Below are 26,826 nucleotides of genomic sequence, written 5' to 3' on the forward strand. Positions count from 1 at the left end.
CTTCCATCCAGCTTCCCTTCACTTAAGAAAGGGCTGAAATGGAGAAAAAACAAAAATAAAATGGCATCTACATCAGACATCAAAAACGGATTATGTATTAAGTACAATAATGATATTTACAAAATCATTGAATTTCTTCATGTTAAACCAGGTAAAGGACCTGCATTTGTAAGAACCAAATTGAGAAGTTTGAGTAATGGAAAAGTATTGGATAATACATTTTCTGCAGGACATAAAATTGAAGAAGTACGTGTTGAAAATCATAAATTTCAATATTTATATCCAGAAGGAGATGACTTTCACTTTATGAATACAGAGACATTCGAACAAATATCTTTGAATAAAAACATCTTGGATTCACCAGATTTATTGAAAGAAGGTGAAAGCGTAATGGTTAGTATTAATACTGAAACTGACTTGCCTCTTTCAGTAGATATGCCTGCATCTGTAGTACTTGAAGTAACATATGCTGAACCAGGAATTAAAGGAAATACAGCTACAAATGCTACAAAATCGGCTACGGTAGAAACTGGAGCGACAGTAAATGTACCTTTATTCATTAACGAAGGAGATAAAATTAAAATAGATACAGCTTCAGGTTCATACATGGAGCGTGTTAAGGAATAATTTTTATACGTTTTTAGTTTTCAATCACTAGTAATTCTATTTTATTAGTGATTGAAAGCAAAGACTAAAAATAAATAAATGAAATTTACACAAGCACAATCTTTACTTGAAATTGCAAATTTGCTACAATGCGAATATGTTGGCAATGACAATTTTGAAGTTTTAGGAATGAATGAAATTCATGTTGTTGAACGCGGTGATATTGTTTTTGTTGATCATCCTAAGTATTATGATAAAGCATTAAATTCAGCAGCAACTATCATTTTAATAAATAAAAAAGTAGATTGTCCTCCTGGAAAAGCATTGTTAATTTCTGATGACCCGTTTAGAGATTTTAATACTTTAACAAAACATTTCAAACCTTTTCAATTTTCAAACGCTTCGATTTCTACTTCAGCTATAATAGGGCAAAATACTATTATACAGCCAAATAGTTTTGTAGGTAATCATGTGAAAATTGGGAAAAACTGCTTGATTCATTCTAATGTTTCGATTTACGATCATACAGTTATTGGCGACAATGTAATTATTCACGCAGGTACAATTTTGGGAGCTGACGCTTTTTACTATAAGAAACGTGAAGATGGTTTTGATCAATTACTTTCGGGTGGTAGAGTTGTAATTAAAGACAATGTTGGTATAGGTGCACTTTGTACAATTGACAAGGGGGTTACAGGTGATACAATCATTGGAGAAGGAACAAAAATTGACAATCAGGTACATGTTGGCCATGATACCGTGATTGGAAAAAAATGTCTTATCGCTTCACAAACTGGAATTGCAGGATGTGTAATTATTAAAGATGAAGTTACGATTTGGGGACAAGTAGGAACCACTAGCGGCATCACAATTGGAGAAAAAGCAGTAATTTTAGGGCAAACTGGAGTGACTAAATCGGTAGAAGGGGGTAAGACTTATTTCGGTACACCAATTGAAGAATCTAGAGAGAAGTTGAAACAACTGGCCAATATTAAAAGAATACCTGAGATACTCAATAAATTGAAATAATTATGTCGGCAAAAGAAATTATTCAAAAGTTTTACAAATCAGATGCGCTAATTGATAGTGACATTTTGAAAGATTATTTGCATTCTGATATCATTGTAGATTGGAATAGTAGTAAAGGATTTATTCAATTGGATTATGATTCTTTAGTGAGTCTCTCTAATGATTTGAGTAAAGCTTATGTTCGTTCGAAAGTAAGAATAAGTCATATCGTTTCAGAAAATGATATGGTTACGGTTCGTTATTCGCATTTTGTAAAAACAATAGAGAACCCTAGAGAAGAAATGTTATTGGCCCATTTTATTGCAATTTGGCAAATAAAAGACAATAAATTATATAGAGGTTATCAAATGAGTCAATTATCCTAATTTATTTGATAATAAAGGGCTAAAAATAATTTTCAAAACCTTACTTTTGCATCACAATTTTAAAAATCACATAAAATATATATCATGAGTGTTTTAGTTAATAAAGATTCCAAAATAATTGTTCAAGGATTTACAGGAAGCGAAGGAACTTTCCATGCTTCTCAAATGATTGAGTACGGTACAAACGTAGTTGGTGGTGTTACTCCAGGTAAAGGAGGATCAACTCATCTAGACAGACCTGTTTTCAATACTGTAAAAGACGCAGTTGAACAAGCTGGTGCTGACACAACAATCATTTTTGTACCACCTGCTTTTGCTGCGGACGCAATTATGGAAGCTGCTGATGCTGGAATAAAAGTAATTATCGCTATTACAGAAGGAATTCCTGTAGCTGATATGATCAAAGCAAATGCTTACGTAAAAGAAAGAAATGCTAGGTTAATAGGTCCTAACTGTCCTGGTATCATTACTCCAGGTGAAGCTAAAGTTGGTATTATGCCAGGTTTTGTATTTAAAAAAGGAACTGTAGGTATTGTTTCTAAATCAGGAACATTAACATATGAAGCGGCTGACCAAGTTGTAAAACAAGGATTAGGAATCACTACTGCAATTGGTATTGGTGGAGACCCAATCATTGGAACTACTACTAAAGAGGCAGTTGAATTATTGATGAATGACCCAGAAACAGAATGTATCGTTATGATAGGTGAGATAGGTGGTCAATTAGAAGCTGATGCTGCACATTGGATTAAAGCTGATGGTAACCGTAAGCCAGTTGTTGGTTTCATTGCAGGAGTTACTGCTCCAGCGGGTCGTACAATGGGTCACGCAGGTGCTATTGTTGGTGGATCAGATGATACTGCTGAAGCTAAAAAACAAATCATGAGAGAATGTGGAATTCACGTTGTAGATTCTCCAGCAGAAATTGGTAAAAAAGTTAAAGAAGTTATCGGATAATTGAAAAATTAGTGGTGATTTCAAGTCATTATAAAAATGCCTCACTTTTTTTGTGAGGCATTTTATTTAATATTAATACAAAAGAAAGATGTACAAAGAATTAAAAAAGTTTAAGGTAAGCGATAGCTTCACTTTTACAGCAGATGATAGCTTAGAGCAAGTATGCAACGCTTCTGAAGGAAGTGGTGTATTTTTAGTTTATGCAGTTGCAGATGAAAAAGAGTTAATCATGGTGGGTTCTACAGGAACTGTTCAAAACGATGGGTCTTTGAAAATCAAAAATGGTGGTTTGAAAGAAAAGATTGTTGAAGGACACCAGTTTGCAAAAACAGGAAGAAAATATTCTTGGCCAACACAAATGGTAAAAGAAGATATTAGCACTTTAGAAGTGGTTTGGTACGAAACTTTCAACGAGAATTCTAAGGGGATTCCAACATTCGTAGAAGGACAAGTGTTACAAAACTTCTTAGATGAAAATGGAAGATTACCAAAATGGAATGTGGCTTTCTAGTCAGTTTCAAAAATTATAATTTATTTATAAAAAGCTTTACTTCGGTAAGGCTTTTTTTTTGGTTTTAAATTATAAAATCTACTTTACTATTGCTTTTTATATAAAATAATAATTACTTTTGCAGCCGTTATCACGAATCTCATAATGAGATAGCAACCTGCAACAACGAGCAAGGTGCTAAAACGATAAGCCAAATCCTTTGGAAAAAATGTTGTTTTACATTCCCATTTTTTTTGCTTTAGTTTTCGTCATAATACTATCATTTTTAAAACTGATTTATGACTCATTTATTGAAAAAAAAGGGAAGTGTTTATGCTTTAATTCCTTTATTGATTTTTATTTTTACTTTTTTAGGAGCCGGAATTTGGCTTGATGACTTTTATGCTTTACCTGCTCCAATAGCGGTTTTAATTGGAATTATTGCTGCTTTTTTACTGTTCAAAGGTACAGCTGATGAAAAAGTAACCACCTTGATTGCAGGTTGCGGAGAGAGTAAAATTATGACCATGTGTTTGATTTATCTATTAGCAGGTGCTTTTGCAGTGGTTAGTAAAGCAATGGGAGGTGTTGATGCCGTGGTAAGTCTTGGAATTAATACTGTAGATGTGGCTTACTTTCCGTTGGGGATCTTTTTGATAGCCGCTTTTTTATCAACTGCTACAGGAACTTCTGTAGGTGCAATTGTGGCAATTGGGCCAATTGCGGTTGATTTGGCTAATTCTAGTGGCGCTTCATTGCCTTTGATTGCAGGTGCTTTGCTAGGTGGTTCGATGCTTGGAGATAATCTATCTATGATTTCGGATACTACAATTGCTGCGACACAATCCTTAGGTTGTGAATTGAAAGATAAATTTAAAATCAATTTATTCATTGCTTTTCCAGCTGCTATTATTACAATCGCAGTATTCTTTTATTTGGGATTGAATTCTGATATTACTGCAGTAGCTATTCCTAAAACAAGTTTTGAATGGTTTGCAATTGTGCCTTATATTTTAGTAATTGTACTTGCATTGATTGGTGTTGATGTATTTTCTACCTTGATTATTGGAACTATATTGGCTGGATTAATTGGGTATTTTGGAAATCATTTTACGTTAATGGAATTTGCGCGAAAAATTTATGAAGGATTCACCAGTATGACCGAAATCTTTTTGCTATCGATGCTGACTGGAGGTTTAGCCGCTATGGTGGATAAGGCTGGAGGTATTGATTTTTTATTGTACCAAATAAAAAAACGCATTAAGAGTAAAAAATCAGCCCAAGCGGGGATAGGTGCTTTGGTGGGTTTTACTAATGTAGCTATTGCTAATAATACCGTTTCTATTGTTATTACTGGAGGAATTGCCAAGGAAATTAACGACGAATACAATTTAAGTTCCAAAAAAACAGCCGCCATTCTTGATATTTTTTCCTGTGTTATTCAAGGAATTTTGCCTTATGGTGCGCAAGTACTTTTGATTTTAAGTTTTGCTAATGGGAAACTTGATTTTATGGATTTGCTTGGGAATGCATGGTATCATCTATTTTTATTTATTTTTACTTTGGTAGCGATTTATAGTTCATTTTGGGATAAATTAGTAAAACGATTTTTAGATATTTAAAATCGGCTCGATTTATAATGTTATTGAATTTGAAATTTTTTTTAAAAAAGGAATTATTCTATATTTGACGACTCTAAGATAGCCCTGATAGTAGTGGAAATCCTTTTATGTTTTTCTTTAAAACATAAAAGATTGAAGCGAATAGCGGGAATAGCTTCAAATAAAAATTAAACTAATTTTCGAATATGAAATTACTAGAAGGAAAAGTGGCCATTATAACAGGCGCAAGTCGTGGAATTGGAAAAGGAATTGCAGAGGTTTTTGCAAAACACGGTGCAAATGTTGCGTTTACTTACAGTTCATCTGTAGAATCGGCTTTAGCATTAGAAAATGAATTGAATGCTTTGGGAATAAAAGCGAAAGGATACCAATCAAATGCCGCTGATTTTAATGAAGCGCAAACTATGGTTGAAGCTGTAATTGCTGAATTTGGTACTGTTGATATTTTAATCAATAACGCTGGAATTACAAAGGATAATTTGCTAATGCGTATGTCTGAAGAGGATTTTGACAAAGTAATTGATGTGAATTTGAAGTCGGTTTTCAATATGACTAAGGCAGTTCAAAAAACATTCTTGAAAAAACGTGCAGGTTCTATCATCAATATGAGTAGTGTAGTAGGGGTAAAAGGAAATGCTGGACAAACGAATTATGCGGCTTCTAAGGCTGGAGTTATTGGTTTTACTAAATCAGTAGCATTAGAATTAGGTTCTCGTAACATTCGTTGTAATGCGATTGCACCTGGATTTATTGAAACTGAAATGACTGCAAAATTGAACGACGATGTGGTTCAAGGATGGAGAGATGGAATTCCGTTAAAACGTGGTGGTACTACTGAAGATGTTGCTAATGCATGTCTATTCTTAGCTTCAGATATGAGTTCTTATATCTCTGGGCAAGTATTGAATGTATGTGGAGGAATGCTTACGTAAAGAAATTATAAATTTTAAATGATGAATTTTAAATTATTGAAATCTTTCCATTTAAAATTCATCATTTAAAATAAAAAGAATGACTACAAACACGATCTTACTAATTCTACTTTCAATAGTAATTGCAGGCGGTTTGTCATTTTTTCAATATTTTTATAAAGCCAAAAACAAATCAAAGCTGAATTTGTTTTTGGCTTTATTGCGTTTTGCTTCCATTTTCGGGATATTATTGTTGCTGATAAATCCAGTTATAAAAACTAATACCTTAGAGATAGTAAAAACACCTTTACCTATTGTAGTAGATAATTCGAGTTCAATTGTGGCGCTTAAAGCGAATAATAAAGCGCAAGAATTATATACAGCTTTAGTTTCGAATACCGATTTACAAGATAAATTTGATATTCAGTCCTATCGATTTGATGCTAATTTTGAACCATCGGAAAAATTTGATTTTAAAGGATATCAAACGAATTTAGATGCAATAGCTAAAGATTTAAGAAGCATCAATAAAAATGCAGTTTTTCCAACCGTTATTATCACAGACGGAAACCAAACCAATGGTAATGAATATGTGTACAGTTTTGATGCAAATAATAAAGTTTTCCCATTAGTTGTAGGAGATACTGCAAAAGTGATGGATTTAAAAATCACGCAGCTGAATGTCAATAAATATGCATTTTATAAAAATAAATTTCCTGTAGAAGTATTTTTTCAATATTCAGGGGATAAAAATACTATAGCTGATTTCAGCATTTCGCAAGGAAACACGATTTTAAGTAAACAAAATATTTCCTTTTCGGCTACTAAAAAAACAGCAGTTGCTACTGTATTATTGCCTGCCAATAGAATAGGTTCTCAAGTGTTTAAAGCGACACTTTCGTCAAAAGAAAAAGAGGTGAATACCTATAACAATACGAAGAAATTTGCAGTAGAAGTAATTGATCAAAAGACCAATATCGCTATAATTACAGCAATCAATCATCCTGATGTTGCAGCATTTAAAAGAGCAATTGAATCTAATTCACAACGTAAAGTAACGGTGGTTAATCCTAAAGAAATCAATTCGTTACGTGATTTTACTATTTTAATGTTATACCAGCCAACAGCTGCATTTAAAAAAGTATTTGATGAAAATAAATTAGCTGGAATCAATACTTTTATTATCACAGGAACGCATACTGATTTTGCTTTTTTAAATCAACAGCAAAGCAATTTTGATTTTAAAATGAGTAGCCAAAAAGAAGATTATTTGGCTAGCTTTAATTCCCAATTCAATCTCTTTGCGACAGATGATATTGGATTTGAAAATTTCCCTCCCTTGGAAAATGCCTATGGAAAAGTTACTGTGAACGGACTGGTTTCGGTATTACTTTCTTCAAAAATAAGAAACATTGAAACAAACGCTCCTTTATTGGCGTTCTCTGAAAATCAAGGAAAACGCTCGGCCTACTTATTGGGTGAAAATAGTTGGAAATGGAGATTACAAAGTCACGTAGATAGCGACTCATTTGACAAATACGATCTTTTTATTGATAAGGTAATTCAGTTTTTGGCATCTAATAATTCTAAGAAATCATTGGTTGTTAATCATGAAACTTTTTATAATTCAGGAGAATCCATTGAAATTACTGCTCAGTACTTTAATAAGAATTATGAATTTGACGATAAAGCACGTTTAACAATTGCATTGGAGAACACAAAAACGAAGCAAACTAAAAACTATGATTTATTGAAAAGCAATAATGCCTATAAAGTAAATCTAGACGGACTGGCAGCAGGCAACTATAATTTTAGAGTAACTGAACTGAATTCTAAAACAAGTTATTCCAGTCATTTTGAAATATTAGATTTTGATATTGAAAAACAATTTGTCAATCCTGATGTAGATAAGTTGCAGCAATTAGCTGCGAACACAAAGGGACAAGCCTATTTTTCGGATCAAGTGAATCAATTAATAAAGTCACTTCTTGCAGATGAAAGTTATAAATCCATTCAAAAAAATAATGTGACGCGTTCTCCTTTAATTGATTGGTATTGGATGTTGGTTTTGATTGTAATTTTTCTATCTACCGAATGGTTTGTTAGGAAATACAATGGTTTATTGTAAATTAATAATAAAAAACGAGTATGGATTTTAGACTCAAAGTATTTTATACTGTTGCAAACCGTTTGAGTTTTACTAAAGCTGCACTAGAGTTGTTTATCACTCAACCTGCTGTTTCAAAGCACATACAGGAATTAGAAGAACAATATCAAATTAAACTTTTTGATAGAAATGGAAATAAAGTTTCCCTGACACTTGCTGGTCAAACGTTGTTGAGTCATACTAATAAAATTCTTGAAATTTATAGAGATGTTGATTTTGATATGAGTTCGTTAATCAATCAACAACGAGGATTGTTGCGAATAGGAGCGAGCACCACTATTTCTCAATATATCATTCCGCCTTTGTTAGCGCGTTTTCATCAAAAATTGAAGGATGTTAAAGTGAATTTGAGAAATGGAAACACAGAGCAAATTGAAAATGCATTACTAAATAAAGAAATTGAGATTGGTATTGTAGAGGGACAATCGAAGAACAAATTAATTAAATACACTCCTTATTTAAAAGATGAACTGGTTTTGGTTTGTAATTTAAATAATCCTTTAGTTTCTAAAACTGAAATAACAAAAGATGATCTTTTGAATATGCGTTTTTTAATGCGGGAACAAGGTTCTGGAACACTAGAAGTAATTGAATATGCTTTAAAACCATTAGATATTAATTTATCTCAATTGCTAATTGAGATGGAATTGGGCAGTACTGAAAGTATTAAATCTTATTTAATGAATTCAGATTGTGTTGCTTTTATTTCGATACATGCGATAGAAAAAGAGCTGAAAAATCAAGAATTAGTAATTCTAGATATAAAAAATTTAACAATAGAAAGGTTTTTCTATATTATCAGTTTACAAGGAAAAACCGACGCACTTTCGGAATTATTTATAAAAAATATCGCAGGTTATTATAACTTGAAGTTATGGTAGATTATTAAATACGATTGGCAATTACTGTTTAATCGTTAGATCTTTGTAAAGTAATAATACAATTACTTTACGATGGAAAATCAATCTTATCTAGTTTCAAATAAATCTACTTTTCTTTTTGAAATTAAGAAGTGGCAACAGCAAATGTTTTTTATTTTTCTGATACTAATTTGCCTGTCGGGTTTTATTTCTCCTCCAATTGCCCTTTTATTAGGTTTAGTTGTAGCTAATTTGGCAGGGCATCCGTTTTTACATTTAAATCATAAAGCAACTACTATTTTACTGCAAGTTTCTGTTGTAGGATTGGGGTTTGGCATGAATGTAAACAGTGCTTTATCTGCTGGGAAAGAAGGTTTTTTATTTACTATAGCCTCAATTTTTAGTACATTAACTTTAGGCTTTTTCATTGGTAAATGGTTTAGTATTGAAAAGAAAACGTCCCATTTAATTTCATGTGGAACTGCCATTTGTGGCGGAAGTGCCATTGCAGCAATTGCTCCTGTCATTAAATCTGATGAGAAACAAACTTCGGTGGCTTTAGGAGTCATTTTTATTTTGAATTCAGTTGCTTTGTTTCTTTTTCCTGCCGTTGGACATTGGTTGCATTTAACACAACATGAATTTGGTTTGTGGTGTGCCATTGCGATTCATGATACCAGCTCAGTAGTTGGAGCAGCTAATAAATATGGTGCAGAGGCTTTACAAATCGCTACAACAGTAAAATTAGCGAGAGCATTATGGATTATTCCAGTGGCATTAATTACATCTTACTTATTTAAAAATAAAAAAAGTAAAATCAAAATCCCTTATTTTATTGGGTTATTTATCTTAGCGATGCTCTGTAACACATTTGTTTCACAAACAGCTCTTGTAGCGCCTTATTTAGTTTCAATTGCCAAAACGGGTCTTACAGTTACTTTATTTCTAATAGGGGCGGGTTTAAATTGGAAAATTTTAAAAACAGTAGGTATTAAACCATTATTGCAAGGGGTTTTACTTTGGGGTTTTATTGCTATTGCAGCTTTAGTATCTATTATCTATTTAAGTTAGTGCTTTGTAGTAAGCTTTTTTCTTTTGACAGCTAAAAAACGCAAGCGAATAGAATCATACATAAGCGCAATGAAAAGAAAAAAGACACCAACTAATAGTGTTTTTATTTTAAAAAAAGTATAGATATAACCTCCAGAAATACAACCAATAAAGAAAAAAGTTATGATAGATAATCGCAAAGAAATGCTAGCATTTAATCTCTTTTTTTCATTTTGTTTTTTATAAAAAAACAATTGAGACAGTTCAATACCTAAATCAGTGAAAAGCCCCGTAAGATGAGTAGTTCTTACCGTCGATTGAGATATTTTTGTTACCAAAGAATTTTGTATTCCCATAGCAAAAAGCATTGCAAAAGCAATCATTTTTCCTTCTAAAGTGTATAAATCGGCTTGAATACCGAAAAACCCCACTAAAGTTAAAATAGCTATCTCCATTGAAATAGGTATGATATGTAATAAATGGGGATGTTTTATTGAAACCCATTCTGCCATAAAATTAGAAGTAAAAGCCCCCATTAGGAAGAAAATAGTAAATACAAAAAAAGTAATTGCAGCAGTATAATTGTGTTTTATCACTTCTTCGGCAAAAAAAGCAAAATGACCAGTCACATTAGTAGTCAGTGTCTTTACTGCCAAAACTCCAGTTATATTTACTATTCCAGCAACAAATGAAAGTAAAGTAGCCAAACGCAAATTGTGAATAAATGTTCTGTTTTTTCCTTGATGCCGAAACATAATTAATACTGTTTTGTTAATTGTTGTAATCTTAAACTGATATTTTTTTTAATTGTATAAAAATAAAATACATTTGTAACTCATATAAATAAATGTAATGAAAAATATCAAGTTTAAGCCTACGGTAGTGACGTTAACTGCAGTAGTTATTTGTTTCTTAACTGTTTCTTGGGGAATTGTAGGACATGAAAGAATTAATAAAGCAGCAGTGATGGCTTTACCAAAGTCACTTCAGGTTTTCTTTTATAACCACATCGATTTTATTACGCAAGAATCGACTGTTCCTGATTTAAGGAAATATATTTTACAAGATAAGGCCGAAGGACCTAGACATTATTTTGACATGGAGAATTTTGGTTCGGTAGATAGTTTTCCAAAAACTATGGCTGAAGCCAAAAAGAAATACGATGATAAATTTTTGTCTAAAAACGGAACTTTGCCTTGGCACATTCAAGAAATGATGGGAAAGTTAACTCAAGCTTTTAAAGACAAAAGAAAATCAGAAATCTTATTTATTGCAGCTGATTTAGGTCATTATATAGCAGATGCTCACATGCCGTTGCATACTTCAGATAACCACGACGGTCAATTTACGGATCAAAAAGGAATTCATGCTTTGTGGGAAAGTAGATTGCCAGAATTATTTGTTAAAAACTATAAATTTACGGTTGCTCCTGCCCATTATTATGAAGATGTAAACAAAGCGACTTGGGACTTGATTAAGGACACCCATAGCTTAGTACCAGCATTATTAGCTGCAGATAAAGGATTGAGAACTTCATTACCAACAAATCAAATTTTTGTTACAGATACAGAGGGAAATATTGTAAAAAATAAATACAACGGAGTAAAATATACCGATGAATATGCAGGGAAATTCAATACTGCTTTAAACGGTATGGTGGAAAGCCAAATGAAGAAAGCAGTTACCGCTACAGCTAGTTTTTGGTATACGGCTTGGGTAAATGCAGGAAAACCAGATTTAAGTAATTTAGATGCTTCCTCACTGACAAAACGTAATGCTAAGTGTTTGAAAAAAGACAATCAACTTTTCAAAAAAGGAGATTTATTTGGAATAGAAAGTGATAAAGACGCTGAATAAATAATTTTAATAATAACAAAAAAGCCTGTGATTTTCACAGGCTTTTTTGTTAAATTAATTCTTCTGATATTTCTTTTTCTTTAGCATATCTGATGCGGTTTGATAGAATGAAATAGTTTCATTTACTAAATCCATTCGGCTTTTATCTAGTGGTTTCTCATCATAATAAATTTGAAAATCGGCACCAACTCCAGGCTTTGGCAATAGTGTCAATTGGTATTGCTTATAGGCTTGTTTAGGTGAAATAATGGTCAAAACATTATCTTTTATCAATCCTAAATCTTGATAAGTAGCAATTAATGCTCTAGGTTTATAATCTGGTTTTAAAACATCCTGACCATAAAACTTAGATTGATAATTAAAATTCAAAAGACCAAAAACGGTAGGCATAATGTCTATTTGTGACATTAGTTTATTATACTGTTGTGGCTGTATAAATCCTGGGCTATAAATCATAGCTGGAATTCTATATTTGTCCAAAGGCATTTCGGTTTTTCCAGCACTTGAAGCACAATGATCGGCAAGAATTACAAAAACCGTATTGGCGAACCAAGGCTGTTTTTTTGCTTTTTCAAAGAAATTTTTCATAGCAAAATCAGTGTATTTTACACCTCCATCACGTGATTTAGCATCTCCAGGAATGTCAATTTTGTTGTTTGGATAAGTAAAGGGTCTGTGATTACTTACCGTCATAATATGATTAAAGAAAGGTTTGTTTTCATTTGCTTCAGCGTTCATGACCTTTATGGCTTTGTTGTACATGTCTTCATCACAAACTCCCCACACGTTCGAAAAAGTGATTTCTTCAGGTTTAAACGTCTTTTTGTCTACGATATCATATCCATTTCCTGAAAAGAAATCTTCCATATTATCAAAAAAGGAATCTCCTCCATACAAGTATTTTACATTATATCCTTTTTGCTTAAATAAACTTCCTGTTGTAAATTTGTCTTTATTGTCTTTTCTTTTCACTACACTTTCACCTGCAGTAGGAGGTAAGCATAGTGTTACGGCTTCCAATCCACGAACAGTTCTGTTTCCAGAAGCATAAAAATTGGTAAACAGCAAACTTTGTTTTGCTAAACTATCTAGAAAAGGAGTGATTTTTTTATCGCTTCCATAAGCTTCCATAAAGTCAGCACTATAGCTTTCAATTGTAATTAACACTACATTTTTATGCATTTCAGCAGCAGCACTTTTGATATCTCTTAAAGTAGATTCATTTGAAATACCTGGAATTTGTTGAGAAAGTAAGGTATATGCTTCTTTTTCTGGTAGTGTTTTATAGAATTTAAAATAATCCAATTCACTATTCATGAAAGCCAAATAAAACTTATAAATCCCGTTTGCTTGCAATTCATTAGCAAATATATTTTGAGAATTTTCTTGATTTGCCAATGAAGGAATAACAAATAAGGAACTTACAAATAAAACTAAATATAATCCTGATATTTTAATTTTCTCTACAAATGTTGGAATGTTGTCAATATAGTTTTTTGATTTACCAACAATAAAATAGGTAACGATTCCAGCAATAAGGAATAATCCTGAAAATAATGGAATGACAGGATAGGATTCCATGATATTTCCAATTACTTCATTAGTATAAACTAAATAATTTACAGCAATAAAATTATATTTCACTCCAAATTCATTCCAGAAAAAATATTCACTTATGGCATTTTGTAAAATCAAAACAACAAATAGAAACATAACAAAACTAAAAAGCCAAAATCGAATCTTATCTCTGTGTTTTGGCAAAAAAAGCAATAAACCAAACAAGCCTGTTTTGATTCCTACAAATGCCAAACCTATTTCGGGTAAAGCACCACCATACTCATTAAGTATTGATTTTCCTGAAAGAATGTATAAAAACAAAGCAATTAATAGCCCAAAAAAAATATAGCCATATGGTTTTAAATATTTTGCATTGGATATAAAAATAAGATACAGCCATAAAAAACCACTTGCCAATATAAAAACAAAAATATCCGAGACAAAACCTAATGTAAATATTTTGATTGCGTCTATTCCTTTGAAAGAGGCTTGTGTAATAGGATGAAAAAGTAAAACGATTCTTAATATAAAACTTACTAAAACGTAAAACAGGGTAAGGTTATAAAAAGGGGATAATTTTTTAAAAAAAGACATAGCTAGTTAGTTTTATGCAAAAATATGCAATTTGGTACATATTAGTACTAAATTTTTTATGGTATTGTATTCTTAATTTTGGCTTAAGAACTCTTTAGGATAACAATAATCACTTTGTTTTTGAGTTAAGTTTGTAAAATATTATATTCCATAAGTTTATAAGAATATTTTCAATCAATAATGCTCACAAAATAAAAATATAAAATGAAAAAAAACATGCTATTACTATTGTTTTTTATTGGAACAATAGGATATTCACAAGATTGGAAAACGGATATTAATCTTGCAAAACAAGAAGCAGTTGCACAAAACAAACCCATTTTACTTGTTTTCTCTGGTTCTGATTGGTGTGCACCTTGCATAAAGTTAGATAAAACGATTTGGCAATCTGCAGAATTCAAGAAATATGCAACTGAACATTTGGTTTTAGAACGTGCCGATTTTCCAAAGAAAAAGCAAAATCAATTAGAAGCACAAATCAAGAAACAAAATCAAGATCTTGCTGAAATATATAATAAGGATGGAATTTTTCCTTTGGTTGTTGTATTAGATGCTACTGGAAAAGTATTGGGCACTACAAGTTATAAAAATATTTCTCCAACGGAATATATTGGGTTGCTTAATTCATTTTTAAAATAATGACAATGCGACAATTATCTTCCTGTATTTTCTTTTTTGTAGTATTTGCAACTTCGGCTCAGGTTACCCAAAAAAGAACTTTATCGATGTTAGGAAGCCCGTTTGAAATGATTGTTGTAGCTAAAGATATTCCAGAAGCCGATGGATATATTGATATGGCTGTAGCGGAAGTCTCTCGAATTGAACATTTAATTTCCGACTGGATTCCAACAACACCAATATCCGAAGTCAATAGAAATGCAGGAATTAAACCAGTAAAAGTACCTCAAGAGGTATTTGATTTGGTTGGGAGAGCGATGAAAATATCAGAGTTAACTTCAGGAGCATTTGATATTAGTTATGCTTCAATGGATAAAATTTGGAAATTTGACGGAAGCATGACAAGGATGCCAACAACTGAAGAGATTAAAAATTCGGTTAGTAAAGTAGGATATAAAAATATCATATTAGATCCAAAAAACACAACTATTTTTCTTAAAAATGAAGGAATGAAATTGGGTTTAGGAGGTATTGGTCAGGGCTTTATTGCTGATAAAATTAAAACTATGCTCATCGGCAAAGGGGTAGTTGCTGGAATAGTGAATATCTCTGGAGATATCAATACTTGGGGTAAACAACTCGATGGAGAGAAATGGAAAGTGGGAATTAAAAACCCAATGAATAAGGATAAAATTTTCGCTACTTTTCCACTCGAAGATAGTTCTGTTGAAACATCAGGGAGTTATGAAAAGTATGTTACATTCAATGGTAAACGCTATTCTCATATCATTGACACCAGAACGGGTTATCCAGCATCAGGTGTGATTAGTGTCTCTGTTTTTGCTAAATCAACCGAATTAGCAGATGCACTAGCCACAGGTATTTTTGTACTTGGAGTTGATGTTGGTTTAGATTTGGTGAATCAACTGCCCGGAATTGGCTGTATTTATGTTGACGATAAAGGAAAAATATCCACCTCAAAAAATATTGATTTAAAAAATTATAAAAATGAATAAATGGCCCTTTTTTTTAGTTTTAGTCCTAGCAATGCAATCTTGTGTCGCTGTGAAAGAATATGATAAATTATATATCAATGATCCCGACATGAAGTTAGCTGCAAAGCCAGCTGAAAAATACGAGACTACTTTTCAAGTATACCGTGAAGCTGCCGCAGGTGCAAACGGAGGAAAAACAGGTGGTGGTTGCGGATGCAATTAATTTATTAAAGATGAAAAAAATATTAATTGCAATTGTTGTATTGATTAATTTCACTGCTTTTGCACAAGAAAAAGAAACTGCTACTACTTTTAAAAAGAGGGTTTTAGAAAATACAGAAGTGGATTTTTTATTGAGTTATTACAATCAAGATGGGACACATTCACCAGTTAACGGAGGTATCGGTTCCGAAAAATTAACAGATGTTGCCTCCAATATTGTTATAGCAGTGCCGATTAATGATGATGATGTATTAACATTCGATGTTGGAATCTCTACTTATACATCAGCGTCTTCCAGTAATATTAATCCTTTTAATTCCAATAAAAGTTCTACATCAACATCTTCTGGCGCTTCGGGGAAAACGACTTCTACAACAGTAAGTTCTGCACCTTACGGAACACCTTGGCAAGCTTCTTCTGGAGCTTCGAAGAGTGATCAATTGGCTTCAGTTTCGGCAAATTACAGTCATAGTTCAGACAATAGAAATAATTTGTGGAATGCTGATATTGCTGTATCAAATGAATTTGATTATACTTCGTTTGGGTTTGGTGGTGGGTACACTAAATTATTCAATGAAAAAAACACAGAGATTAGTTTGAAAGCGAATGCTTATCTGGATCAATGGAGACCCATTTATCCAACTGAATTGCATGAATATGCAACTTATGGTGCTAATTTTCAGAACCAAGGATATTTAACTGGTGTTACAATTATGGATCGATATGGTAATAAATCAACGAATTATTTGCCGTCTGCTTTTACACCTTATACTAATTCAAATAGAAATTCGTATTCTGCTTCGATTTCCTTTTCACAAATCATGACTAAAAAGATTCAATTATCAATATTTATGGATCTTTTGAAGCAAGAAGGATTATTAGCTACACCGTATCAAAGGGTTTATTTTGCTGATAAAGCCAACTATTATATTGGACAATCACAATATATTCCAGTGTATGGGTCTTATGAAAATAAAGGTGTGTACCAATTGGCAGATGATAAAGAAAGGTTACCTAGTACTCGATTTAAAATTCCTATTGGCGCTCGTCTAAATTTTTACATCAATGAATATGTGGTTGCACGTGCATATTATAGATATTATCAGGACAATTGGGGGATTCAAGCACATACGGCATCAATAGAGTTGCCTATAAAAATAAATTCAAAATTTACGGCGTATCCAATGTATCGCTACTATACGCAAACAGCATCTGATTATTTTGCACCTTATGAACAGCACCTTTCAACCGAAAAATATTATACCTCCGATTATGATTTATCTAAATTTGTAAGCAATCAATATGGGCTTGGTTTTACGTATACGGATATATTTGCTAGAGCAAGAATCTTTGTTTTAGGTTTAAAATCAATAGATTTGCGATTGAATCATTATCAAAGGAGTGATGGTTTATCTGCAAATATTGCTTCTTTTGGGTTTAAATTTGAAGTACAATAAAACAATTTAATAAATGCATGTATTAATAGTTGAAGATGAATTAGGTATTATTCAATTTTTGCAACAAGGTTTGGAAGAAGAAGGGTATAACATCACTTGTGCATCCGATGGTTTACAAGGGTTTGAATTAATTCAAAAGAACAACTTTGATTTAATTTTATTAGATTGGATGTTGCCTAAAATGAGTGGTTTGGATTTGTGTAAAGCCATCAGAATCAAAGATACCAAAGTGCCTATTCTTTTTTTAACAGCTAAAGATACGATTCAGGAAACGATAGAAGGGTTGAAAGCGGGAGCCAATGATTATATAAAAAAACCTTTTAGTTTTGAAGAATTGGTAGAGCGAATCAAGATTCACTTTCGAAACCTAAATAAAGAAGAAATTCTGAATTTAGGGACTATTGAAATCAATAGAACAAAGCACATCGTATCAGTTAAACAAGAAGAAGTTTCATTGACACAGCGTGAATTTGAGTTGTTGTATTATCTCATTAAAAACAAAGGTAAAGTATGTACAAGAAATCAAATAATTGAAGATGTTTGGGACATCCATTTTGAATACGATACCGGTGTAATTGATGTTTTTATCAATGCCATTCGTAAAAAATTAAACCTAAAAATCGAAGAAGATTATATTAAAACAGTTCGTGGTGTAGGTTACATAGCTAATGACTAATGAATATGCAACAACTTTCTTTTAAAAATAGAATTGCTTCTAATTATATAATCACAACTGCACTTTTAATTTTTGTGGTGTTTTTTGCTATACATTCTATCGTAAAATTTAGTGTTTATAATCACGTAAATACTGATATTTCAAAAGAGGTCAACAACCATTTGAATGAAATAGAAATTAAAAACAACTCTTTTTTCCTAATCCATATGGAAGAATGGAAAGAAAGAGAGCACAATACGGTTGATGTAAATCCTGTATTTATTGAATTTTTGGATGCAAATGGGGATGTTCTTGAAAAATCACCTAATTTAAAGAATCAAATTTTATATTTTAATAAATCTGTTCCAGACAATGAATTGTTTGACTCAAAAATTTTAAAAAATAAAATTCGTCAAATTCAAGTTCCTATCTATCAAAATGAAAAAGTAATTGGTTATTTAATAATTGCTATGTCGCTTGAAGATGCTTCCATGGTACTTCAAAATTTATCCGAAATATTAATTATTGCTTATCCTTTAATTCTATTAATACTTTTTCTTATCGCTCGATTTATTGCAGGTAGAAGTATAAAACCAATCAGTTCTATTATAGAAACCTCAAATATTATTACAAAGGATAATTTAAAGTCCAGAATTCCATTGCCACAAAAAAAAGACGAATTATACATTTTATCAAAAACGATAAATCATCTTTTAGATCGAATAGAAACAGCAGTTGAAAGAGAAAGACAATTTACCTCAGATGCTTCTCATGAATTACGAACACCTTTAACAGTCATTAAAGGAACATTAGAAGTTTTAATACGAAAACCGCGTAATCAAGAAGAGTATCATGATAAAGTTAATTATTGTATTACTGAAGTAAATCGCTTAAATAATATTGTTGACCAACTACTTTTACTGGCAAGATATGAGAATCAAAATCAATCTATTAAAATAGAAAATGTTTGTTTGAATGCCATATTATTAGATACTATTTCTAGATTTTCTACTTTAATTCAGTCTAATAATATTCAGGTTAATACACAATTTACAAATGAAATATATGTAAAAAGTGACCGCTACTTAGTGTCCATTATTATTAATAATATTGTCTCGAACGCAATTAAATATTCAAATTATGATGGTCAGTTGGCAATTGTATTAACTGAATTAGAAGGAAAAGTGACATGTCACATATCTGATTCAGGGATTGGAATTCCAAAAGAAGATTTACAAAAAATATTTAACCCTTTTTTTCGTTCTCAATCTACAGATCATCCAGATATTAAAGGGACTGGTTTAGGACTTTCGATTGTTAGTAGATTATGTAAATTACTGAACATTAAAGTTACTATTTCTAGTCAAGAAAATGAGGGAACACAAGTGGAACTTAACTTTCATTAAGTATTCTTTAAGTATCCCTTAAGACTATCTTAAGTTAATCCCTATCTTTATATTTTACTTTTGAAGGATCAAAATAAAATATTTATGTTAGAAAAAATTATAGCTTTTAGTCTAAAAAACAAACTCATTGTTTTATTATTCACTCTTTGTATTTTAGGATTTGGCGTTTTTTCTATATTCCAAATTTCTATTGGTGCTGTTCCAGACGTAACCAATAATCAAGTTCAAGTAATCACTACTTCACGTAATCTTTCAACCCAAGACATTGAGCAATATATTACATATCCTGTTGAAATTGAAATGGCTAATTTACCAGGAGTAAAGGAAATTCGTTCCATTTCAAAATTTGGATTATCAGTTGTCACCATTGTTTTTGAGGATGATTTAGGTACTTATTTACCAAGACAATTAATTGCTGAAAAAATTAAATCGGCTTCTGAGAAAATACCAGCCGGTTTTGGTACTCCTGAAATGGGGCCAATAACCACTGGACTTGGTGAAATTTACCAATATACACTTGAAGTACAACCCGAATTTAAAAATAACTATTCCGTTACTGATTTAAGAACGATCCAAGATTGGGTAGTAAAAAGGCAATTGTCAGGAATTAAAGGTGTTGTTGAAATTAATACTTGGGGAGGGTTTTTAAAACAATATGAAATTGCTATTAATCCATCCCAGTTGAAAGCAATGAATATTGCTACAACGGATGTTTTTACAGCTCTTGAAAAAAATAACAGTATTGCAGGTGGTGCTTATATTGAGAAGATAAATCAAAGTTATTTTATTCGTGCCGAAGGAAAAGTTAAAAACTTGGAAGACATTGAAAACATTGTTGTTAAAAACAGTAATGGTTTCCCTGTTTATATAAAGAATGTGGCTGATGTTCGTTTTGGTCATGCCAATCGTTTTGGAGCAATTACTGGTAATGGTGAAGGAGAGAAGGTACTTGGACAAGTGATGATGCTTAAAGGCGCCAATTCAAAACAAGTCATCAATGATGTGAAAGATAGAATTGCAATCATTCAAAAATCACTGCCCGAAGGCGTTTATATCAATGGATTCTTAGAACGTAGCGAATTAGTTGGTAAAACCACTTTTACAGTGGCCGAAAATCTTACTCTAGGCTGTTTAATCGTGATTTTTGTTGTAGTATTATTATTAGGAAATTGGCGTTCAGGATTAGTTGTAGCTTCAGTCATACCATTGTGTTTGTTATTTGCAATTTCACTGATGAATATTTTTGGAATAGACGCTAATTTAATGAGTTTAGGTGCCATCGATTTTGGAATAATAATTGACGGTGCGGTTATTATTGTTGAATTCATTGCATTCCAAATAGCCAGTAAATCAGCACAGTTAGGGCCACTTTCCAAAGAAGACCGACAGTTAGAAATTGATCAAATTACGTATAAGAGCGCTTCTAAAATGATGAATTCGGCTATTTTTGGCCAACTTATTATTTTGATTGTTTTTATTCCAATTCTTTCTCTTTCAGGAATCGAAGGTAAAATGTTCAAACCCATGGCGATGACTTTTAGTTTTGCTTTGGTGGGGGCTATGATCTTCTGCTTTACCTATGTTCCAGTGGTTTCTTCGTTGTTTTTAAAACCAACCGTAGAAAATCCAAAATCGTTATCTAGTAAATTAATTCGAAAGCTAAATTCTTGGTATTTACCTCTTATAACTTGGGCTTTGGTTAATACTAAAAAAGTATTGTATGGTGCTTTTGGATTATTAGTTATGGCGATCGTTTTATTTACCACTATGGGAGGGGAGTTCATTCCAACACTTGACGAAGGGGATTTTGTCATTCAACCTGTTCTTAAAACGGGAACTACATTAACAAAAACGATAGCTACTACTACCAAAATCGAAAAAATAATACTCAAGAATTTCCCCGAAGTGGAGCAAGTGGTTAGTAGAATAGGTGCTGCCGAAGTTCCTACAGACCCAATGAGTATGGAAGAAAGTGATGTAATTGTAAAATTGAAACCAAAATCAGAATGGGTATCGGCATCCAGTAAAGATGAATTAGCTGATAAAATTAAAACGGCTATCGAAAAACAAATTCCCAATATGGAAATCGAGTTTACACAGCCGATTGAAATGCGTTTTAATGAATTGATTTCAGGCACACGTTCAGATGTGGCGGTGAAGATTTTTGGTGAAGATTTAAATGTTTTGGCTCGAAAAGCCCATGAAATTAAAAAAGCTATTGCAAAAGTAGAAGGAGCTTCGGATATAATAATTGAAAAAACCGAAGGATTACCGCAAATGACAGTAAAATATGATCGTTCAAAAATTGCTCGATATGGTTTGAATATCTCCGATTTAAATGAAATGATAGCGCTTGGTTTTGCAGGAAAAACGGTTGGAAATGTGTTTGAAGGCGAGAAACGATTTGACATGGTTATCCGTTTAGATCAGTCCAATAGAACGGGTATAAATGACTTAAAAAACCTTTATATCACCACTTCGTCTGGAGAGCAAATTCCGTTGCAGGAGTTAGCAAGCATAGATTATACCGAAGGTCCTGCTAAAATTTCAAGAGACAATACGAATAGAAGAATTGTTGTAGGAATCAATGTGCGAAATAGAGATTTACAAAGTGTAGTAACTGATATTCAGAAAATTGTAGATACTCAAATAAAGTTACCTACGGGCTACTATGTGCAATACGGGGGGCAATTTGAAAACCTCCAAAGCGCCAAAGCCAGACTGATGATTGCAGTTCCAATTGCGCTATTTTTAATATTTATATTATTGTATTTTGCTTTTGGTTCAGTAAAAGAGGCCTTGATGGTATATTCGGCCATACCACTTTCGGCAGTTGGAGGGGTATTGTTTTTATGGATTCGAGGATTGCCTTTTAGTATTTCTGCAGGAGTTGGATTTATTGCGCTGTTTGGAATTGCTGTGCTAAACGGAATCGTATTAATTGAGCATTTTAAAGAATTAAAACACCAGGGAATGAAAAATATTGATGAACTTATTTTAAAAGGAACTACTGATCGATTGCGTCCCGTGCTATTAACTGCTGCCGCTGCCGCTCTAGGTTTCTTACCAATGGCAATTTCATCATCAGCAGGAGCAGAGGTGCAACGCCCTTTAGCAACCGTAGTGATTGGAGGTTTGTTTACAGCAACCATCTTAACGATGATTGTATTGCCTATTTTATATAAACTTTTTGAAGGGAAAGAATTTAGAAAACCAAGATTTAAAAAACATCATAGTGCTACTTATATCATATTTTTAATATTAAGCAGTTCTTATAGTTTTGCACAAAATACTACTACTGAATTAGATAGTTTGATTTCAAAAGGGATAAGTAACAACAAAGGATTAAAAGCGCATCAATTGCAAGTAGATAAATTCCAGGCAAATATAAATAGCGCTTTTGCATTCGATAAAACAAATATCTACTACAATTATGACCAAAATAATGTTGCCTATAATAATGAACCTTTAAAAATATTCGGGATTCAACAACGCTTTTCTTTTCCTACCGTTTATGGTGCTCAGAAAAAAGTAAATACAACAGAATTTGAAAAAGAAAAGGCTAGTTTTGAGATTCAAAAAAACAAAACTTCCTTAATGATTTCTAAGGTTTATTATCAAATCGTGTACTTACAACATGAAGAAAAACTGTATCAATATTTAGATAGTTTGTATCAAAATTTTTCTAAAGCAAGTGATAGACGATTTGAATTAGGGGAGACGAATTATCTCGAAAAAATCACTGCAGAAGCCAAATTCAGACAGATAAAAACAAAACTTTCTCAAATAAAAAATGAAAAGCAAGCGGAGTATGAAACATTACAAGCATTAGTACAATCAGAGGATAAAATAGTAATTAAAAGCATAAAAATAATACCGTTAAATGTCTTAACAAATGAATTAAGTAAATTTACCTATAATTATTATTTAGAAAGTGTTAGTAAAAATTATGAAAGTCAAATATACCTTCAAAAACAAAATTGGTTTCCAGATTTGCACTTAGACTATTTTAGAGGTTCTAACAAAGGAATTTCGCAATCTTTGAATGGTTTTCAAATTGGAATTGCAGTTCCTATTTTATATACTGCGAATATTTCAAAATCAAAAGTGGCACAACTTGAACTACAAAGTTGGGAGCAACAAAAGCAAAATGAAACCCAAAAAATGGATAGTTATTTAAATCAAAAAAAGAATGAATTAGCAAAATACCAAGATGCTTTAAATTATTACAATCAATACGGTAAAAAACTTTCGAACGAAATTATTAAAGTAGGAAATTTGAGTTTCAAACATGGAGAGATAGATTTTTTTCAATACATCCAAAGTTTAGAAAACGCGACCATTATTCAAGTAGATTATTTAGATAATGTACTTCAATTCAATAAAACACAACTTGACATTCAATTCCTTAATTACTAAAATATTTAAAATGAAAAAAACACTATATATATTTACTCTTTCCATTCTATTTGTTTCTTGTAAAGAGACAAAATCAGAAGAAGTCATTGATAAAAATGACAATCTAATATCAGTTACAACAGCGCAATTTAAGTCGGGTGCAATGGAAATTTCAGCTCCTGTTGAGGAAGATTTTGACGTAACGGTAAAAACATCGGGAAAAATTGATGTACCGCCACAAAATAGAGCTCAGATCACTTCGTTTATAGGTGGATATGTGAAATCTACAACACTTCTAGTAGGTGATAAAGTGAGTAAAGGACAAGCTTTATTGACATTAGAAAACACAGAATTTTTAGATATTCAAAAAGAATATTTAGATGTTGCAGAGCAAATTAAGTATCTAAAGTCGGAGTATGAACGTCAGAAAACATTATTCGATGAAAAAATCACTTCTCAAAAAAATTATTTAAAAGCAGAGAGTGACTATCGCAGAGCAAAAGGGATGTACCAAAGCTTAAAAGCAAAATTATTGATGCTTAATATTAGCCCTGCAAATGTTGAAAAAGGAAATTTAACTTCTGTAATAACCATTTATGCCCCGATATCTGGTGATATTGTTGTAATGAATGCCAATGTTGGTATGCACGTTTCTCCATCGGATGTAATATTAGATATTATTCAAACTTCTCATTTACATTTGGAATTAAATGTTTTTGAAAAAGATATATTGAATGTAAAAGAAGGACAAAAAATTAAATTTACTGTTCCAGAGGCTTCAAAAGATGTTTTTAACGCCGAAGTTCATTTAGTAGGAAAATCGATAGAAGGAAGTGATAGAACAATCAATGTTCATGGCCATTTAGACGAAACCATGAAACAAAAATTAATAACAGGAATGTTTGTAGAAGCTGCTATTATAGTGGATTCAAAGAAAGGTTTAGCAATTCCTACCGAAGCATTAATAACAGAAAATAATAAATACTTTGTACTTTTATTGAAAGAAGATAAAAACAACAGTTATTTCTTTAAAAAAGTGGCAGTTAAAGTTGGCGAACGTTCTGAAAAATTTATTGAAATTCTTCCGGATACTCATATTAATTCATCTTCAAAAATTTTGGTAAAAGGTGTTTTTGATGTTACTAATTAATCGATAATTATGGATTTAAAAAAATTAAAAGAGCAATTACAAGTAGAAGTAGATACTGCATTTTTGTACGAAAGTATTGCTGCTATTCAAACGGATGATAATTTAGTTCGTGTTTTACAAAGTTTAGGTGAAATTGAAAAGGGGCATGCTAAACATATGTTTGACAAAGTCATTTCATTTGAGTCTAATTATAAAATGCCACTGCCTTCTTCTAGAGCAAAATTTCAATTAAAACTTGGTAAGTTTTTTGGCTACGGATCGATAATCAGTAGTTTATCCAATATTGAAAAGCAATTTGCGGTTAACGCTATTAAAAATAAATTACAAAGTGGTGAAAAACCAACAGGTTTTGAGCACAATCATCTTAAAATAATTGAAGCAGTAAATGATAATGCTGCGTTGAATGTTTCGGGAGGTTTTCTATCTAAATTTGAAAGCCGACATAAATCAGTGGGAGGTAATGCCTTGCGCGCTGCTGTATTAGGTTCGAATGATGGCTTGGTTTCCAATATGAGTTTAGTAATGGGAGTTGCAGGTGCCGCCGTTTCTAATAATACTATTTTACTAACTGGAATTGCAGGGTTAATGGCAGGAGCAATTTCAATGGCATTGGGAGAATGGTTGTCCGTACAAAGTTCGAGAGAATTGAACCAACGCCAAATTGATTTAGAAACAGAAGAACTAGAAGCTTCGCCAGAAGAAGAGAAAAAAGAGCTTGTTTTATTATATCAAGCTAAAGGAATGAATATGGAAGAGGCTAAAAAATTAGCCGATAAAGCATTTGAAACTCCTGAAACTGCAATTGATGCAATAATTAAAGAAGAACTAGGAATAGATAAAGAAGAATTAGGTGGTTCCGCTTGGGAAGCTGCAATTGCCTCTTTTGTCCTTTTTTCAATAGGAGCCATAATACCATTATATCCTTTTATGATTTTAGACGGAATGAATGCCATTTATTTAAGTATTGGCAGCAGTGTAATAGGGCTTTTTGGAATTGGTGCTGCAATAACGTTACTAACAGGGAAAAGTATATTATTTTCAGGTTTTAGACAAGTATTTTTTGGCTTAGCGGCAGCGGCCGTCACCTATGGAATTGGATCATTGATAGGCGTATCCTTAGCAGCTTAGAATTCAAAAGGAATTTTCTTATTAAATCAAAAAATAAAGTAAATTATAATCAAATTAAAATGTTATTTTTAATTTTTAAAATGAAACCATAAAATTTAAAATATGAATGATGCTCATTTACACTTAGTAGTTAACCATTTTCCAATTATTGGATCTATATTGGGCCTTGGGGTTTTAATTGCTGGACTATTTTTAAAAAATAATTCGGTTAAGAATACAGGTTTTTTTCTACTTATTATTGCAGCTGTTTTCGCGTTGGCAAGCATGGCGACAGGTGATGGCGCTGAAGAAATGGTAAAAGATATGCCTACAATTGGAGAAAAAATTATTCATGAACATGAGCAAATAGCCGAGAAATTTGCTTTGGTGTTATATGCAACTGGTATTTTCAGTATTGTATCACTTTATGCAACTCAAAAAAGAAATAAATTTGCAAAAATAGTAACATACATCACTTTGATTCTGGCGTTAATTGCTGCTGGACTATCAACGTTCGTAGGAACATCTGGTGGAGAAATTCGTCATACTGAAATTAGAGATAACAATGACACTTTGGTTTCTAAAAATATAAATAGTGTCCGTCCCGGTTTTAATGATACGCTAAAAAGGAAAGTCGACGAATAAGATATTTAACAATAAAATAGCAATTAGTTAAATTTAAAATAGCGTTTTAATTAAAATATGATTTATATTTGCATCAGAAATTAAAGTTCTAAAACAATAACACAATTA

At 31.9% G+C, this 26,826-nt stretch carries 23 protein-coding genes and 1 riboswitch; of the genes, 21 read left to right on the top strand and 2 right to left on the bottom strand.

The features are described 5' to 3' along the window. Positions 1-60 precede the first annotated feature (60 nt). The 10 genes from efp (at position 61) to AB3G33_RS11970 (ending at position 10,078) form a co-directional block, all read left to right on the top strand. The gene (gene efp, locus AB3G33_RS11925; RefSeq protein WP_367752968.1) at positions 61-627 is read left to right on the top strand and encodes an elongation factor P; all 567 of its coding nucleotides are present in this window, start codon (positions 61-63) and stop codon (positions 625-627) included. A 78-nt stretch (positions 628-705) separates the two neighbouring features. After that, positions 706-1,635 carry a UDP-3-O-(3-hydroxymyristoyl)glucosamine N-acyltransferase gene (locus AB3G33_RS11930; protein ID WP_367769753.1) on the top strand — a complete coding sequence of 310 codons (930 nt, stop codon included), beginning with the start codon at positions 706-708 and terminating at the stop codon, positions 1,633-1,635. 2 nt (positions 1,636-1,637) lie between these two features. After that, positions 1,638-2,000, top strand: a complete 363-nt coding sequence (locus tag AB3G33_RS11935) for a nuclear transport factor 2 family protein (protein WP_367769755.1) — start codon at positions 1,638-1,640, stop codon at positions 1,998-2,000. Positions 2,001-2,084: 84 nt separating this feature from the next. After that, the gene (sucD, locus tag AB3G33_RS11940) at positions 2,085-2,957 is read left to right on the top strand and encodes a succinate--CoA ligase subunit alpha (protein WP_367752974.1); all 873 of its coding nucleotides are present in this window, start codon (positions 2,085-2,087) and stop codon (positions 2,955-2,957) included. An 88-nt stretch (positions 2,958-3,045) separates the two neighbouring features. After that, positions 3,046-3,468 (top strand): hypothetical protein, encoded by a 423-nt coding sequence (locus AB3G33_RS11945; protein ID WP_367769757.1) that lies wholly within the window; start codon positions 3,046-3,048, stop codon positions 3,466-3,468. Between the two features lie 122 nt (positions 3,469-3,590). Next, positions 3,591-3,687, top strand: a riboswitch (SAM-I-IV-variant riboswitch). Between the two features lie 59 nt (positions 3,688-3,746). After that, on the top strand, positions 3,747-5,069 hold the full coding sequence (locus tag AB3G33_RS11950; protein WP_367769759.1) for a Na+/H+ antiporter NhaC family protein: 1,323 nt from the start codon (positions 3,747-3,749) through the stop codon (positions 5,067-5,069). A gap of 185 nt (positions 5,070-5,254) precedes the next feature. Continuing rightward, positions 5,255-6,001 (top strand): 3-oxoacyl-[acyl-carrier-protein] reductase, encoded by a 747-nt coding sequence (gene fabG, locus AB3G33_RS11955; protein ID WP_367752977.1) that lies wholly within the window; start codon positions 5,255-5,257, stop codon positions 5,999-6,001. Between the two features lie 79 nt (positions 6,002-6,080). Continuing rightward, positions 6,081-8,108: a hypothetical protein gene (locus tag AB3G33_RS11960; protein ID WP_367769761.1), complete on the top strand. Its 2,028-nt coding sequence runs from the start codon at positions 6,081-6,083 to the stop codon at positions 8,106-8,108. A gap of 20 nt (positions 8,109-8,128) precedes the next feature. Then, positions 8,129-9,028 carry a LysR family transcriptional regulator gene (locus tag AB3G33_RS11965; RefSeq protein ID WP_367769764.1) on the top strand — a complete coding sequence of 300 codons (900 nt, stop codon included), beginning with the start codon at positions 8,129-8,131 and terminating at the stop codon, positions 9,026-9,028. A gap of 72 nt (positions 9,029-9,100) precedes the next feature. Then, the gene (locus AB3G33_RS11970) at positions 9,101-10,078 is read left to right on the top strand and encodes a YeiH family protein (protein WP_367769767.1); all 978 of its coding nucleotides are present in this window, start codon (positions 9,101-9,103) and stop codon (positions 10,076-10,078) included. Here AB3G33_RS11970 and AB3G33_RS11975 read toward each other — a convergent pair. Further along, complete coding sequence (locus AB3G33_RS11975; RefSeq protein ID WP_367769770.1) at positions 10,075-10,812, bottom strand: YoaK family protein; 738 nt, start codon at positions 10,810-10,812, stop codon at positions 10,075-10,077. The genes AB3G33_RS11970 and AB3G33_RS11975 overlap by 4 nt on opposite strands. Positions 10,813-10,909: 97 nt before the next feature. Between AB3G33_RS11975 and AB3G33_RS11980 the strand changes: the two genes are divergently transcribed. Beyond that, the gene (locus AB3G33_RS11980; RefSeq protein ID WP_367769773.1) at positions 10,910-11,914 is read left to right on the top strand and encodes a zinc dependent phospholipase C family protein; all 1,005 of its coding nucleotides are present in this window, start codon (positions 10,910-10,912) and stop codon (positions 11,912-11,914) included. Between the two features lie 54 nt (positions 11,915-11,968). On the opposite strand, the gene AB3G33_RS11985 is transcribed toward AB3G33_RS11980, so the two are convergent. Next, positions 11,969-14,065, bottom strand: coding sequence for an LTA synthase family protein (locus tag AB3G33_RS11985; RefSeq protein ID WP_367769776.1), 2,097 nt, complete (start codon positions 14,063-14,065; stop codon positions 11,969-11,971). A 204-nt stretch (positions 14,066-14,269) separates the two neighbouring features. Here AB3G33_RS11985 and AB3G33_RS11990 point away from each other — a divergent pair, with 204 nt between their 5' ends. From AB3G33_RS11990 to AB3G33_RS12035, 10 genes are all read left to right on the top strand, one after another. Continuing rightward, positions 14,270-14,704 (top strand): thioredoxin family protein, encoded by a 435-nt coding sequence (locus AB3G33_RS11990; RefSeq protein WP_367769779.1) that lies wholly within the window; start codon positions 14,270-14,272, stop codon positions 14,702-14,704. A gap of 5 nt (positions 14,705-14,709) precedes the next feature. Beyond that, on the top strand, positions 14,710-15,699 hold the full coding sequence (locus AB3G33_RS11995) for an FAD:protein FMN transferase (protein ID WP_367769781.1): 990 nt from the start codon (positions 14,710-14,712) through the stop codon (positions 15,697-15,699). Further along, a complete protein-coding gene (locus AB3G33_RS12000; protein WP_367769783.1) occupies positions 15,692-15,901 on the top strand; it encodes a DUF4266 domain-containing protein in 210 nt (69 codons plus the stop codon). Before AB3G33_RS11995 ends, AB3G33_RS12000 begins: the two co-directional genes overlap by 8 nt. Positions 15,902-15,911: 10 nt before the next feature. Beyond that, entirely contained in the window at positions 15,912-17,357 is a 1,446-nt protein-coding gene (locus AB3G33_RS12005) for a DUF3570 domain-containing protein (protein WP_367769785.1), read from the top strand. A gap of 13 nt (positions 17,358-17,370) precedes the next feature. Further along, positions 17,371-18,033 carry a response regulator transcription factor gene (locus AB3G33_RS12010; RefSeq protein ID WP_367769788.1) on the top strand — a complete coding sequence of 221 codons (663 nt, stop codon included), beginning with the start codon at positions 17,371-17,373 and terminating at the stop codon, positions 18,031-18,033. 5 nt (positions 18,034-18,038) lie between these two features. Continuing rightward, positions 18,039-19,418, top strand: coding sequence for an ATP-binding protein (locus AB3G33_RS12015; RefSeq protein WP_367769791.1), 1,380 nt, complete (start codon positions 18,039-18,041; stop codon positions 19,416-19,418). Positions 19,419-19,502: 84 nt separating this feature from the next. After that, the gene (locus AB3G33_RS12020) at positions 19,503-23,837 is read left to right on the top strand and encodes a CusA/CzcA family heavy metal efflux RND transporter (RefSeq protein ID WP_367769793.1); all 4,335 of its coding nucleotides are present in this window, start codon (positions 19,503-19,505) and stop codon (positions 23,835-23,837) included. 10 nt (positions 23,838-23,847) lie between these two features. Next, positions 23,848-24,966 carry an efflux RND transporter periplasmic adaptor subunit gene (locus tag AB3G33_RS12025; RefSeq protein ID WP_367769796.1) on the top strand — a complete coding sequence of 373 codons (1,119 nt, stop codon included), beginning with the start codon at positions 23,848-23,850 and terminating at the stop codon, positions 24,964-24,966. Positions 24,967-24,975: 9 nt separating this feature from the next. Then, positions 24,976-26,094, top strand: a complete 1,119-nt coding sequence (locus AB3G33_RS12030) for a VIT1/CCC1 transporter family protein (RefSeq protein WP_367753005.1) — start codon at positions 24,976-24,978, stop codon at positions 26,092-26,094. Between the two features lie 102 nt (positions 26,095-26,196). Further along, positions 26,197-26,718: a DUF2231 domain-containing protein gene (locus tag AB3G33_RS12035; protein ID WP_367769799.1), complete on the top strand. Its 522-nt coding sequence runs from the start codon at positions 26,197-26,199 to the stop codon at positions 26,716-26,718. Positions 26,719-26,826 lie beyond the last annotated feature (108 nt).

The organism is Flavobacterium sp. WC2421, from assembly GCF_040822115.1.
Taxonomy (GTDB): Bacteria; Bacteroidota; Bacteroidia; order Flavobacteriales; family Flavobacteriaceae; genus Flavobacterium.

Excerpts from the sequence above, each read along its gene's own strand:
- AB3G33_RS11950 (WP_367769759.1), top strand. The coding sequence starts at position 3,747 with ATGACTCATTTATTGAAAAAAAAGGGAAGTGTTTATGCTTTAATTCCT.
- AB3G33_RS11960 (WP_367769761.1), top strand. The coding sequence starts at position 6,081 with ATGACTACAAACACGATCTTACTAATTCTACTTTCAATAGTAATTGCA.
- AB3G33_RS11930 (WP_367769753.1), top strand. The coding sequence starts at position 706 with ATGAAATTTACACAAGCACAATCTTTACTTGAAATTGCAAATTTGCTA.
- AB3G33_RS12005 (WP_367769785.1), top strand. The coding sequence starts at position 15,912 with ATGAAAAAAATATTAATTGCAATTGTTGTATTGATTAATTTCACTGCT.
- AB3G33_RS11995 (WP_367769781.1), top strand. The coding sequence starts at position 14,710 with ATGCGACAATTATCTTCCTGTATTTTCTTTTTTGTAGTATTTGCAACT.
- AB3G33_RS11985 (WP_367769776.1), bottom strand. The coding sequence starts at position 14,065 with ATGTCTTTTTTTAAAAAATTATCCCCTTTTTATAACCTTACCCTGTTT.
- efp (WP_367752968.1), top strand. The coding sequence starts at position 61 with ATGGCATCTACATCAGACATCAAAAACGGATTATGTATTAAGTACAAT.
- AB3G33_RS12010 (WP_367769788.1), top strand. The coding sequence starts at position 17,371 with ATGCATGTATTAATAGTTGAAGATGAATTAGGTATTATTCAATTTTTG.
- AB3G33_RS11975 (WP_367769770.1), bottom strand. The coding sequence starts at position 10,812 with ATGTTTCGGCATCAAGGAAAAAACAGAACATTTATTCACAATTTGCGT.
- AB3G33_RS11980 (WP_367769773.1), top strand. The coding sequence starts at position 10,910 with ATGAAAAATATCAAGTTTAAGCCTACGGTAGTGACGTTAACTGCAGTA.
- AB3G33_RS12025 (WP_367769796.1), top strand. The coding sequence starts at position 23,848 with ATGAAAAAAACACTATATATATTTACTCTTTCCATTCTATTTGTTTCT.
- AB3G33_RS11970 (WP_367769767.1), top strand. The coding sequence starts at position 9,101 with ATGGAAAATCAATCTTATCTAGTTTCAAATAAATCTACTTTTCTTTTT.
- AB3G33_RS11945 (WP_367769757.1), top strand. The coding sequence starts at position 3,046 with ATGTACAAAGAATTAAAAAAGTTTAAGGTAAGCGATAGCTTCACTTTT.
- AB3G33_RS12000 (WP_367769783.1), top strand. The coding sequence starts at position 15,692 with ATGAATAAATGGCCCTTTTTTTTAGTTTTAGTCCTAGCAATGCAATCT.
- AB3G33_RS12035 (WP_367769799.1), top strand. The coding sequence starts at position 26,197 with ATGAATGATGCTCATTTACACTTAGTAGTTAACCATTTTCCAATTATT.
- AB3G33_RS11935 (WP_367769755.1), top strand. The coding sequence starts at position 1,638 with ATGTCGGCAAAAGAAATTATTCAAAAGTTTTACAAATCAGATGCGCTA.
- AB3G33_RS11965 (WP_367769764.1), top strand. The coding sequence starts at position 8,129 with ATGGATTTTAGACTCAAAGTATTTTATACTGTTGCAAACCGTTTGAGT.
- fabG (WP_367752977.1), top strand. The coding sequence starts at position 5,255 with ATGAAATTACTAGAAGGAAAAGTGGCCATTATAACAGGCGCAAGTCGT.
- AB3G33_RS12030 (WP_367753005.1), top strand. The coding sequence starts at position 24,976 with ATGGATTTAAAAAAATTAAAAGAGCAATTACAAGTAGAAGTAGATACT.
- sucD (WP_367752974.1), top strand. The coding sequence starts at position 2,085 with ATGAGTGTTTTAGTTAATAAAGATTCCAAAATAATTGTTCAAGGATTT.
- AB3G33_RS11990 (WP_367769779.1), top strand. The coding sequence starts at position 14,270 with ATGAAAAAAAACATGCTATTACTATTGTTTTTTATTGGAACAATAGGA.
- AB3G33_RS12020 (WP_367769793.1), top strand. The coding sequence starts at position 19,503 with ATGTTAGAAAAAATTATAGCTTTTAGTCTAAAAAACAAACTCATTGTT.
- AB3G33_RS12015 (WP_367769791.1), top strand. The coding sequence starts at position 18,039 with ATGCAACAACTTTCTTTTAAAAATAGAATTGCTTCTAATTATATAATC.